Annotated in this window: 15 protein-coding genes and 1 pseudogene; 14 read left to right on the forward strand and 2 right to left on the reverse strand. The window is 37.3% G+C overall.

Annotated elements, in window-relative coordinates:
- The first annotated feature begins 12 nt into the window (after positions 1-12).
- From AB1397_02110 to AB1397_02140, 7 genes are all read left to right on the forward strand, one after another.
- Positions 13-1,161 carry a class I SAM-dependent methyltransferase gene (locus AB1397_02110; protein MEW6481786.1) on the forward strand — a complete coding sequence of 383 codons (1,149 nt, stop codon included), beginning with the start codon at positions 13-15 and terminating at the stop codon, positions 1,159-1,161.
- A gap of 37 nt (positions 1,162-1,198) precedes the next feature.
- The gene (locus AB1397_02115) at positions 1,199-2,236 is read left to right on the forward strand and encodes a deoxyguanosinetriphosphate triphosphohydrolase (protein ID MEW6481787.1); all 1,038 of its coding nucleotides are present in this window, start codon (positions 1,199-1,201) and stop codon (positions 2,234-2,236) included.
- Between the two features lie 22 nt (positions 2,237-2,258).
- Positions 2,259-2,582, forward strand: coding sequence for a helix-turn-helix transcriptional regulator (locus AB1397_02120; GenBank protein ID MEW6481788.1), 324 nt, complete (start codon positions 2,259-2,261; stop codon positions 2,580-2,582).
- Positions 2,583-3,035 (forward strand): phosphatidylglycerophosphatase A, encoded by a 453-nt coding sequence (locus tag AB1397_02125; protein ID MEW6481789.1) that lies wholly within the window; start codon positions 2,583-2,585, stop codon positions 3,033-3,035.
- A 54-nt stretch (positions 3,036-3,089) separates the two neighbouring features.
- On the forward strand, positions 3,090-3,428 hold the full coding sequence (locus tag AB1397_02130; GenBank protein MEW6481790.1) for a phosphomannose isomerase type II C-terminal cupin domain: 339 nt from the start codon (positions 3,090-3,092) through the stop codon (positions 3,426-3,428).
- The gene (locus tag AB1397_02135) at positions 3,418-4,425 is read left to right on the forward strand and encodes a sugar phosphate nucleotidyltransferase (protein MEW6481791.1); all 1,008 of its coding nucleotides are present in this window, start codon (positions 3,418-3,420) and stop codon (positions 4,423-4,425) included. Before AB1397_02130 ends, AB1397_02135 begins: the two co-directional genes overlap by 11 nt.
- A gap of 133 nt (positions 4,426-4,558) precedes the next feature.
- Complete coding sequence (locus AB1397_02140; protein MEW6481792.1) at positions 4,559-6,538, forward strand: elongation factor G; 1,980 nt, start codon at positions 4,559-4,561, stop codon at positions 6,536-6,538.
- 2 nt (positions 6,539-6,540) lie between these two features.
- Here AB1397_02140 and ispD read toward each other — a convergent pair whose 3' ends face one another.
- Together ispD and AB1397_02150 are read right to left on the reverse strand one after the other, a co-directional pair.
- Positions 6,541-7,185, reverse strand: a complete 645-nt coding sequence (gene ispD, locus AB1397_02145) for a 2-C-methyl-D-erythritol 4-phosphate cytidylyltransferase (GenBank protein ID MEW6481793.1) — start codon at positions 7,183-7,185, stop codon at positions 6,541-6,543.
- A gap of 3 nt (positions 7,186-7,188) precedes the next feature.
- Complete coding sequence (locus tag AB1397_02150; GenBank protein ID MEW6481794.1) at positions 7,189-7,371, reverse strand: AtpZ/AtpI family protein; 183 nt, start codon at positions 7,369-7,371, stop codon at positions 7,189-7,191.
- A gap of 118 nt (positions 7,372-7,489) precedes the next feature.
- Here AB1397_02150 and mqnC point away from each other — a divergent pair, with 118 nt between their 5' ends.
- The 7 genes and pseudogenes from mqnC to AB1397_02185 all read left to right on the forward strand — a co-directional run bounded on the left by mqnC (position 7,490) and on the right by AB1397_02185 (position 10,705).
- Positions 7,490-8,512: a cyclic dehypoxanthinyl futalosine synthase gene (gene mqnC, locus AB1397_02155; GenBank protein ID MEW6481795.1), complete on the forward strand. Its 1,023-nt coding sequence runs from the start codon at positions 7,490-7,492 to the stop codon at positions 8,510-8,512.
- 47 nt (positions 8,513-8,559) lie between these two features.
- Complete coding sequence (locus tag AB1397_02160) at positions 8,560-9,012, forward strand: hypothetical protein (protein MEW6481796.1); 453 nt, start codon at positions 8,560-8,562, stop codon at positions 9,010-9,012.
- Positions 9,005-9,376 (forward strand): PaREP1 family protein, encoded by a 372-nt coding sequence (locus AB1397_02165; protein ID MEW6481797.1) that lies wholly within the window; start codon positions 9,005-9,007, stop codon positions 9,374-9,376. The genes AB1397_02160 and AB1397_02165 overlap by 8 nt, the downstream gene beginning before the upstream one ends.
- 34 nt (positions 9,377-9,410) lie before the next feature.
- Positions 9,411-9,587, forward strand: a pseudogene (locus AB1397_02170) (DUF5618 family protein).
- Positions 9,557-9,769, forward strand: coding sequence for a DUF5618 family protein (locus AB1397_02175; GenBank protein ID MEW6481798.1), 213 nt, complete (start codon positions 9,557-9,559; stop codon positions 9,767-9,769). The pseudogene AB1397_02170 and the gene AB1397_02175 overlap by 31 nt, the downstream one beginning before the upstream one ends.
- Positions 9,770-9,778: 9 nt before the next feature.
- The gene (locus AB1397_02180; protein MEW6481799.1) at positions 9,779-10,150 is read left to right on the forward strand and encodes a PaREP1 family protein; all 372 of its coding nucleotides are present in this window, start codon (positions 9,779-9,781) and stop codon (positions 10,148-10,150) included.
- 183 nt (positions 10,151-10,333) lie between these two features.
- Entirely contained in the window at positions 10,334-10,705 is a 372-nt protein-coding gene (locus AB1397_02185; GenBank protein ID MEW6481800.1) for a PaREP1 family protein, read from the forward strand.
- Positions 10,706-10,799: the final 94 nt, after the last annotated feature.

The following is a 10,799-nucleotide window of genomic DNA, read 5'->3' on the forward strand; positions in this document are numbered from 1 at the left end:
TATACTTGTTAAATGGAACTAGAAGGATTGTTTTGTCCATATTGTGGGGGGGAGCTTAAGATAAGCGAAATAGAATGGGCAGATGGCATTGTTAAATGCGCCTGTTCAGAATGGCCATTCCTTTCAAACATCCTTATTTTAAAAAAGGGTGATGAAACAAAGAGGGCAATTGAGTATATAAAAAAGGGAAAGCCAGATAAGGCGGCATTTCTCTTTTTGATGAAGGAGAGCAAAAGCCTATTTTTTGCTTGGGCAGCCTTACATAGAATGAGCTTCTTTACCACAATGGGTCTTTGGGGCTACAGATTCTGGACAGAATACACAAGATATAGGTTTTCCTCGCCAACATTTTTATCCTTTATTCCCCTTACCTTTATTATTAAGGATATGCAGGGTGAAATTTTGGATTTTGGCTGCGGCACAGGCCATAGCTTATTCTTTCTTTCAAAATGGATAGCACCAGAAAGGATTACAGCCATTGACAGGCAATTTTCTGCCCTTTATTTAGCAAAGAAATTCTTCTGTAAGGAGGCAAGGTTTATCTGCCTTGATGGAGATTTCTCCCTTCCCTTTTCCAATAATACATTTTCTAATATCCTCTCTTTGGATTCATTCCATTTTGTAGAAGCAAAGAAGACCTTATCTTCTGAGTTTATGAGAATATTGAAAGATAATGGTACAATATTTCTCTCCCACCTTCATAACAAAAATAGGGAGAATCCTGTATCAGGCATTCCACTTGCACCCTCTGATTATCTCAGGTTATTTAAAGGAATGGAATACAGGGCAGTTCCGGATTATAAAATAAAGGAATCCGCTTTTGAAGGAAAGCTAGATATTTCTATAAACGAGGATGTGGGAAACTTTGCCTCCTTTTCCCTTATCCTTACAAAAAACCCAAAAATATTTAAGGAATATGCAATAGATATTCTTGAGAACCTTAAAAATCCCATAATAAATCCAATATATAAATACAAGGAGAAAAAGGCTGGTTTTATTGTAAAAAGAAGGGGTTTAAGTGGGCTATATAGAAATGAATATCCCGAGGTGGAAACATATATCAAAAAAGAGGCATTTATCTACAAGAGGGATATTGAGGCAAGGAAAAGGGAGTTATTTACAAAGCTCTTTTTGGTTGATGCACCAGCAGGATATAAATGAAAAGTCAAAAGTCAAAATTAAGGTAAGGATTTATAAAATGGTGATTAGGGAAATCGTTGAGGATTTTGAGAAAAAGAGGCTCTCAAAATATGCAACCCTCTCAAGCAAGAGTATGGGAAGGGAAAAGGAGGAGGAAGCTTGCTCGATAAGGACAATATTCCAGAGGGATAGGGACAGGATAATTCATTCAAAGGCATTTAGGGAGCTTAAATATAAAACACAGGTATTCTTACTTCCCGAGGTAGAATCTATCAGGACAAGGCTTACCCATACGATTGAGGTTGCTCAAATTGCCAGGACAATTGCCAGGGCTTTAAGGCTAAATGAGGATTTAACCGAGGCAATTGCTCTGGGACACGACCTTGGACATCCTGCATTTGGTCATACAGGCGAGGATGCCTTAAGGGGTGTTTGCCCACTTGGTTTTAATCATTCTGAACAATCTTTAAGGATAGTGGAGGTATTAGAGAAGGATGGGGAGGGATTAAACCTTACCTATGAGACAAGAGATGGAATATTAAAGCATTCATTGGGAGAAGATGACCTGTTGGCTTACGATTTTAAAAAAGCAGGGCCAATTACACTGGAGGGTGCAATTGTTCTCTTTTCCGACAAAATTGCCTATATAAACCATGATATTCAGGATGGAGAGGAGGCAGGACTTATATCAATTGAGGATCTTCCAAAGGAAGAGATAAAGCTATTGGGAAGAAAAAGCTCAGAGAGGATAAACAAGATGATCAAGGCTGTGATTACAGAGAGCCTGGAAAAGGATTATATCGGGATGGAAAGGGAGGTTTTAGAGGCAACCGCAAGCTTGAGAGCATATCTTTACAAAAACCTATATCAACACCCAAGGATACAGGAGGAGGCAGAAAAGGCAAAGAGGGTTATTGAGGAGCTATATTCGTATTACCTTAAGAATCCAGAGAGGATAGAGGAGAAATTTTGGTTTCTTAAAAATGTACCAATTGAAAGGCTTATCTCTGATTATATCGTAAGCCTTTCTGATATGTCTGCCCTCAATTCATACAAAAGTATATTCTTCCCCATTCCATGGAAAGAAGCAAAGTAATTTAGGATTTATTAAATTGAATATGCAAATAGGAAAAGTTCTTAAAGAAAAAAGGGAGAATATGGGATTGACCCTTGAGGAGATAGAAAGGAGGATGTTTGTCTCAAAAAGGTATCTTTCTTCACTTGAGAATGATGATATATCTGTTTTTCCCAAGGTCTCATCTGCTATCCAAATGATTAGGCAATATGCCAGATTTCTTGGCTTTGAAGACTTTGAGATAGCAAACATGGTAAAAAATTTCAATCCCAGAATAAGACCTTCAATAATTCTTTTTGGACCACTTGTCTATATTATCCTCCTTCTTATCCTCCTTGTGATAGCCATTATCGCGATAAATCTATAAATGAAAAAGCTCATTCTTTTTACAGCCTATGGCTTTGGATTGGGAAAGATGCCTATTATCCCAGCAACCTTTGGAACATTGATTGGTGTTTTAATCTTTCTTCTTGCAAGCCAACAAAAGATACTTTATCTTCTTATAACCCTCTTGGTTACAATAGGAGGAATAAAAATAGCAGAGATTGCTGAAGATGCCTCAAAAATAAAGGATGACAGGAGGATAGTCATAGATGAGGTGGCGGGTTTTTTGATAACAATGATTGGCATGGCAAATTCTCTTTTCTATCTTTTTTTAGGATTTTTCCTCTTTAGAGCTCTAGATATTATAAAGCCCTTTCCCATTCGCTATTCCCAAAGGCTCAAAGCCGGGCTTGGAATTATGATGGATGATGTCCTGGCAGGGATTTTTTCCTGTATTATTCTTAATCTTATCCATTACTTTTACCGCTTTTCTTAAAATTTATTCTGGATAAAAGATGATAACATCTTAGAAAGATTGTATAATCTTTAAATGATCTTTGAAGAGAAACCGTGGGGAAGGTATGATGTCTTGGATTCTGGAAAGAATTTTAAGGTAAAGAGGATAAAGGTTTATCCTGGCCATAGATTAAGCCTTCAGCTTCACCACAAAAGGTCTGAACATTGGGTTGTTGTATCGGGATGTGCAAATGTCAGGGTTTCTGATAAGGAGCTAATCCTTAAAAGTGGAGATTGTGTTTTTATTCCTGTATCCTCTCCCCATCGCTTAGAAAACAAAGGAAAAGAAGACCTTGTTGTTATTGAAATAGCCTTTGGAGATTATATAGAAGAAGATGATATTGAAAGAATAGAGGATGATTATGGAAGATAATACATATGTTGTTATTTTGGTGGGAGGGCCTGGAAAGAGGCTTTGGCCCCTTTCCACAAAAGAAAAGCCAAAGCCATTCCTTCCTTTAATAACAGAAAAGCCTTTAATAAAAGAAACCCTAGATAGGGTCTCTGATATATTTTCATCTAAGCAAATAAGGTTTGTTTTATCCAAAGAGCATAAAAATCTTGCTCAAAAGATATTTCCTTGGTCATCTTGTGAAAACTATATCATTGAGCCAGAGCCAAGGGATACCGCAGCGGCAATTGGCCTGACCTGCTTTAGCCTTCCTCCTAATTCCACATTGCTTGTTTTATCATCCGACCATTATATTTCTGAGAATAAAGCCTTTCAAAAGGGCCTTATCTCGGGAATAAAATTTTTAGAAGAAAACCCAGATTTTGTCTTGGTCTTTGGGATAAAGCCAGAAAGGCCAGAAACAGGCTATGGCTATATTGAAAAAGAAAGCCTTCTGAAAGAAAACATCTACAAGGTAGCCAGGTTTGTGGAAAAGCCAGATTATGAAAAGGCGAGGAAATATATAAAAAACCCAAATTATTTTTGGAACTCGGGGATTTTTATCTTTAAAAATAAAACGATGCAGAGCCATTTTAAAAAATTTCTTCCTGAGCATTTTAGGGTTCTTTCCGAAGGTAATCTTAAGGAATTCAAGAAGTTAAAGAAAGTTTCCATTGACTATGGTATAATGGAGCAGATTAAAAACATTGGAATGATTGAGGGAGATTTTTTGTGGGATGATATGGGAGGATATTCCTCCCTTTTAAGGGTTCATAAGAAAGATGAAAGTAGCAACATTGTCTTTGGCAATCATAAGGGGATTGAGACAAAGGATTGCATTATCTATTCAGAAAATGGTAATATTGGAACCATGGGAATCTCAAATCTTGTGATTGCATATTCAAAGGGGAATATCCTGGTTGCCTCAAGGGATAGATTGGATGAAATAAAAAGGCTGGTTGATATTATCGATGAATAAATTGCGGATGTGTTTAGGTAGACAAGAAGAAGATTTGAATTTGCTTTTTTGATTTCGGAGTTCATTTGTTCCCTTAAAGCATACTTTACAAGAAATATTTGCCTTTTTTTTCAATATATTATATAATACGCTTGTGTATTCCTCTGATAAGATTCGTAATATTGCCCTCGTTTCCCATAGAGGGGCAGGAAAAACATCTTTAGCGGAAGCCCTTTTATTCAAAACAGGAAAAATAGATAGGCTTGGCTCGGTTGATTTAGAAACAAGCTTTTTTGATTATGGAGAGGAAGAAAGAAAGAGAAAGACAACCATATCATCAAATATAGGCTTTTTTGAATACAAGGGGTATAAAATAAACATTATTGACACCCCTGGCTATTTTGATTTTATCGGTGAGGTAAGGGCAGGATTAAGGGCGGTTGAGGGTGTAATCCTTCTTATAGATGCTGAAGCAGGTGTTCAAGTAGGAACAGAGAATGTGGGAAAAATTGCAGCCGAATATAACCTTCCCCTCCTTATTTTTATCAATAAGCTTGATAAGGAGAATGCCGATTTTAATAAAACAATTGAGCAGATAAGAAAAAAGCTCTCTCCTTCCTCTCCTTGCTTATTCATTCCCAATGGAAGGGGAGCTAATTTTTCATCCATAAGGGATGTTTTAAAAGAGGATTGCCCTGAAAAAGAGAGGCTTCTTGAAGCAATATCTGAAACAGACGATAAACTCCTTGAGAAATATTTGGAAAAGGGTGAGCTTTCATCTTCCGAGATTATGGAGGGGCTTACCTCTGGGATTAGAGAAAGAAAAATATTCCCTATCCTTTGTGGCTCATCTTTAAAAGAAATAGGGATAACAGAGCTACTTGATGCCATTATTTCATTTATTCCGGCCTATCACAAAACCATAGCATTAAATCCAGAAAACAAGGAGGTATTGGTGAACAAGGATAGCCCATTTTCTGGCTTTGTCTTTAAGGTAATTTCAGATCCCCATGTAGGCGAGCTTACATTTGTTAAGGTTTTATCCTTTAAGATGGAATCGGGGTGCGAGGTTTATAATTCAAGACAAAAACACAAAGAAAAATTGGGTCATCTTATGTTTGTTTGTGGAAAGACAAGACAGGATATCTCAGGAATTCCTGCGGGTGATATAGGCGTTGCGGTTAAGCTTAAAGGGGTGAAAATCTCTGATACCTTATGTGACCCAAGGTATTTGATAACATTTCCCGAGATTAAATTTCCCGAGCAGAGTATCTCGCTTGCCATAAACCCAAAGACAAAGCAAGATCAGGAGAGGGTAAGTAATGGCTTACACAAGCTCTCTGAAGAAGACCCAACATTTACATCCCATTATGATGTTGAGCTTTCTCAAACAATCATCTCGGGTATGGGTGAATTGCACCTTGAGATTATGTTGGATAAATTAAAACACAGGTTTCAAGTAGAGGTTAATGTAGAAAAGCCAAGGATTCCATATCGGGAATCAATAAAAATAAGGGCATCGGGAGAGGGAAAATACAAAAGGCAAACCGGTGGCAGGGGTCAATATGGCCATAGCCTTATCCACATAGAGCCACTTACTCTAAATAGTGAAGAGCCATTCGTCTTTGAAAATAAAATCTTTGGTGGAGCAATCCCTGCAAAGTATATCCCTGCGGTTGAAAAGGGTGTAAAGGAGGCAATGGATAAAGGAATTTTGGCAGGATATCCGGTAAAATGGGTAAAGGTTATCCTCTATGATGGCTCATTCCATGAGGTTGATTCCTCTGATATTGCCTTTCAGCTTGCCGGTTCATTTGCCTTTAAGGATGCATTTTCCAAGGCAAGTGCCTATCTTCTTGAGCCTATTATGGAGGTTGATGTCTATAGCCCAGAGGAATATACAGGTGATATAGTATCTGACTTGAATGGAAGGAGGGGAAGGATATTAGGGATTGAAGGCGAGCGTATCCAGGCATTTGTTCCCCAAGCTGAAATGTATAAATATTCCACAAGCTTAAGGTCGCAGACGCAGGGAAGGGCAAGCTATACAATGAGATTTTCCCACTATGAGGAGGTTCCAAGCCATATAAGTAGCAAGATTATAGAAGAAAGGCAGGAGAAAACAAAATCTTAAAATTATACGATTGCCTTTGCAAGAAAAAGGTCAAAGGCGGTGGTAATTTTAATATTTTTCTCCTCCCCTCCGACAATTTTTACCTTAAACCCTGCCTTTTCAACCAAGCTTGCACAATCCGTTCCATAAAATCCAGATTCGTATGCCTTTTTATAGGAGGATAGGATTATCTCTTTCTTAAAACCCTGCGGTGTCTGAATAAGCCATAAATTTTCCCTGTTTAAGGTGTTTAAAACCCAACCATCCTTTACCATTTTTACCGTTGAGCTACTTTTAATGCCAGGAACAGCCGCTCCCTCATCTTTTGCAGAAGAAATAATCCGCTCTATTAAATCTTTACTTACAAATGGCCTCGCACCATCGTGGATAATCACAATCTCTGTATCTTTATCCAACATCTTTAGCCCATTATAAACAGAATCCTGCCTTTTTTCTCCGCCAATGGCTATTTTTTTTATCCCGAAGATATTGTTTTCCTTCCACCAATTGAGCCTTTTTTCAGAGACAACAAGGATAATAGATGAAACAGCCTTTAACATCGCCTCTATTGTATAGAATATAAGGGGCTTTCCCTTTAATGGAAAATATAATTTATCCCTTTTTGTCCTCTTAGACCTTCCTGCTGAGACAATTATTGCCTCTGTCATTTTTTAAGGATTCTTTAGAGACTTGATGATCATCCTTACTCCTTCATAAAACCCGGCAATTATCCCAAGTAGTAAAAAGATAATAGTAAAAAGGGGCGATGTTTTAAGGAATTTATCAAGATAATAGCCTATTCCAAGACCAATAAAACAAGAGGCAACCATTACCCATCCAATTCCAGAGATCACCGCAATTCTTTTAGCAAGGCCTTTGTTTATCACCATAGGTTTTAAAATTATACAACTTTCTTTATCTTAATAACAATAAAATTGCAAAACACCTAGTTGTAATATAAAATATCAAAAAATGAGAATAAGCAAAGAAGAGGCAATTAAGCTATTTTCCCTTGATATATTCTCCTTAGGAAAAATGGCAGACAAGGTCCGAAAAAAATTTCATCCAGAGGATTATGTAACCTTTGTTATTGATAGAAACATTACATTTACCAATATCTGCATAGCAAAATGCAAATTTTGTGCCTTCTTTGCAAGGAAAAAAGGGGATGGCTTTCTACTTTCCCTTGATGAAATTCTAAAGAAAATAGAGGAGTTGGTAAGGATTGGAGGAACCCAGGTTATGCTTCAAGGTGGTCTTAATCCAGAGCTTTCCCTTTCCTGGTATTGTAACCTCCTTTCCTCTATTAAAAAAAGGTTTAATGTCTGGCTTCATTCTTTATCTCCCTCTGAGATTGTCTTTCTTTCAAAAAAAGAGGGTCTTTCTATAAAAGATGTGCTTATTTCCTTAAAATCCGCAGGGCTTTCTTCCCTGCCGGGAGCAGCTGAGATATTGTGCGATCGGGTAAGAAAAAAGGTATCGCCAAATAAGCTAAGTGCAGATGAATGGCTTAATGTAATGGAGGAAGCCCATTCTATCGGAATGCATACAACGGCCACAATGACATTTGGAATTTGTGAGACAATAGAGGAGCGTATTGAGCATCTTATAAAAATAAGAAACCTCCAGGATAAAACAGGTGGATTTAAGGCTTTTATCCCCTGGACATTCTCTCCAAAGCATACAGGGCTTTCAAGGATAAAACAGAGAGGGGCGATTGACTACCTAAAAACATTAGCAATCTCAAGAATATTTCTTGATAATATTCCAAATATCCATGCAGGATGGGTAACCGAGGGACCAAACATTGCCCAAATTGCCCTATTCTTTGGAGCAAATGATCTGGGAGGAATTTTAATGGAAGAGGAAGTTATAAAAAAAACAGGCATAGAATATCATTTAAATATAGAGAAAATGGTTAATCTTATAAAGGGTGCAGAAAAAATCCCAGCTCAAAGGAATTCAAGGTATAATATTTTGTATGTGTTTAGCTAAAAGCAAAAAAACTTGACAAATTTTAATTTTTAGGTTATATTTAAGATATGAAGATGAGTTTTAAGAAAAAAAGGGGTGCTGCTTTATTTGTTGCCATTATATTTTCTCTTCTGTTTGTTGTGATGGCAATTACCATTGCGGTTATAACCATCTCAAATGTCAAGACAACCGCAGAGCTAAAAAAGGGCTTAAAGACATTCTATGGAGCAGAGGCAGGAATCTTTGCCCTTGCAGGATGGATCATCAAAAATCATAGGTTTGATGTTCCAAGGGATATATTAGAGCCTTGTCTAGGAGAAGATAGACCAGGTATGGGTTGCTATCGGATAAAAAGGTGGAATATAGTTGGTGAGACAATACACCCAGCAAGGGGATTTTCTAGCCATTGGTGGGCGTTTGATGTCTTTATAGACTCAGAGGCTCCGCCAAATAATCCAAGTGCAGAGATAGAGGCAATTGTCGCCATTCCTTTTATAAAGAGAAGCTATGGAAATGAATAAAAATAACCTTAAGGTAAAGCGATATATAGAGCAGGCAAATAAATACATAAAAGAGGGTGAAAAAGAGCTTAAGGAGGATAACTTACTTCAAGCTTCGGAAAAATATTGGGGTGCAGCCGCACAAATGGTAAAGGCTTGGGCAGAATCTTTAGAGATGCGTCATAATGGCCATGCCTGGCTTTTTGAGGGTGTTTCTAAGCTTTCTTTACAAACGAATGACCCTTTAATTAAAAAACAATTCTTAATGGCAGGTATGCTTCATACCAATTTTTACGAAGGCTGGCTTACCAAGGATGAGGTAGAAACAGCTGCCTCAGAAATTAAGGCATTCTGTGATAAAATAAAAGAAATAATAAAAAAATAAGGAAGAAAAAGAAAGATGAAAAGAGGGATTAAGATATTTAAACAATGCAAAGGAGATATTAAGCTCTATTCCAGTAGAGGATAATATTTATACCGAGATTAAGCCTGTCCGAGAGGCATTTGGGATAGCATATTTGGCTATTCTTGAGGCAATAAAGGAATATTTGATTGAAAAAAGGCAATTTACAAAAAAGGGCTTCCCAGCTCAATAGATGGATATAGGGCGGTATTAAGAAAGCACTTGGTTATTCATAATGGAAAGTTAATCAGGGAATTTGAGATGCTTTATGATACCTTACACATAGCAGGTTATTATAGGGGAAATCTTTACAATGTGAATGTGGTTAAAGAGGCATTAAAAGCGGCAAAGGATTTTATTGAAAAGATTAGATAAAAAATAAAAATGAGTAAAAATAACCTTAGGGTAAAGCGATATATAGAAAAGGCGGATAGATACATAACGCAGGCTGAAAAAGAGTTTAAAAAAGGAGAGCTTTGCCAGGCATCTGAGAAATACTGGGGAGCATCTGCTCAAATATTAAAGGCATGGGCAGAGTATAAGGGCATACAGCATAATGGCCATATCTGGTTATTCAAAGCAGCCGATAATCTTTCTTGTGAAGAGAAAGACCATAATTTAAAGAAACAATTCGGTCTTGCTTCTGCCCTACATACAAATTTCTATGAAGGATGGCTGACTAAAGGTGAAATAGAAAGTTATGGGGAGGAAGTAAAGGCATTCTGTGATAAAATAAAAGAAATAATCAAAAGATAAGTATGTGTTTAGCTCGGTGAGAATAAAATTGGGAAATAGGCACAAAGGCACAGAGGCACAAAGGCGAGAGAGTTTATTTATTACTTGCTTTCTTTGTGCCTTTGTGCCTAGGTATATAGGACAGCTAAACAACGGCTATGGTAATTTGGTTAAGAGAGAAGCTAAACACGTACAAAGATAAAGATGGGTAAAAATAACCTTAAGGTAAAACGCTATATAAACCAGGCAGATAGATATATAAAAGAGGCCGAAAAGGAGCTAAGTGAGAATAACTTGCTTCAAGCCTCTGAGAAATATTGGGGAGGAGCTGCACAAATGGTAAAGGCTTGGGCAACCGCTAAAGGTATTCAGCACAATGGGCATATGTGGCTATTTAAGGCGGTGGATAATCTTTCCGAAGAGGAAAAAGAGCCCTATTTAAAGAAACAATTCGGTTTAGCAGGTATGCTTCATACGAATTTCTATGAAGGCTGGCTTACTAAAAGAGAAATAGAGGATTATGCCCAAGAGGCAAGGGCTTTTTGTGATAAAATAAAAGAAATAATCAAAAGATAAGTATGTGTTTAGCTCGGTGAGAATAAAATTGGGAAATAGGCACAAAGGCACAGAGGCACAAAGGCGAGAGAGTTTATTTATTACTTGCTTTCTT

Source organism: bacterium (assembly GCA_040756715.1).
Taxonomy (GTDB): Bacteria; UBA9089; UBA9088; order UBA9088; family UBA9088; genus JBFLYE01.

What these genes read in the sequence shown, in the direction of transcription:
- AB1397_02180 (MEW6481799.1), top strand. Translation starts at nt 9,779, where the DNA reads ATGAGTAAAAATAACCTTAGGGTAAAGCGATATATAGAAAAGGCGGAT.
- AB1397_02185 (MEW6481800.1), top strand. Translation starts at nt 10,334, where the DNA reads ATGGGTAAAAATAACCTTAAGGTAAAACGCTATATAAACCAGGCAGAT.
- AB1397_02120 (MEW6481788.1), top strand. Translation starts at nt 2,259, where the DNA reads ATGCAAATAGGAAAAGTTCTTAAAGAAAAAAGGGAGAATATGGGATTG.
- mqnC (MEW6481795.1), top strand. Translation starts at nt 7,490, where the DNA reads ATGAGAATAAGCAAAGAAGAGGCAATTAAGCTATTTTCCCTTGATATA.
- ispD (MEW6481793.1), bottom strand. Translation starts at nt 7,185, where the DNA reads ATGACAGAGGCAATAATTGTCTCAGCAGGAAGGTCTAAGAGGACAAAA.
- AB1397_02165 (MEW6481797.1), top strand. Translation starts at nt 9,005, where the DNA reads ATGAATAAAAATAACCTTAAGGTAAAGCGATATATAGAGCAGGCAAAT.
- AB1397_02160 (MEW6481796.1), top strand. Translation starts at nt 8,560, where the DNA reads ATGAAGATGAGTTTTAAGAAAAAAAGGGGTGCTGCTTTATTTGTTGCC.
- AB1397_02115 (MEW6481787.1), top strand. Translation starts at nt 1,199, where the DNA reads ATGGTGATTAGGGAAATCGTTGAGGATTTTGAGAAAAAGAGGCTCTCA.
- AB1397_02135 (MEW6481791.1), top strand. Translation starts at nt 3,418, where the DNA reads ATGGAAGATAATACATATGTTGTTATTTTGGTGGGAGGGCCTGGAAAG.
- AB1397_02125 (MEW6481789.1), top strand. Translation starts at nt 2,583, where the DNA reads ATGAAAAAGCTCATTCTTTTTACAGCCTATGGCTTTGGATTGGGAAAG.
- AB1397_02110 (MEW6481786.1), top strand. Translation starts at nt 13, where the DNA reads ATGGAACTAGAAGGATTGTTTTGTCCATATTGTGGGGGGGAGCTTAAG.
- AB1397_02130 (MEW6481790.1), top strand. Translation starts at nt 3,090, where the DNA reads ATGATCTTTGAAGAGAAACCGTGGGGAAGGTATGATGTCTTGGATTCT.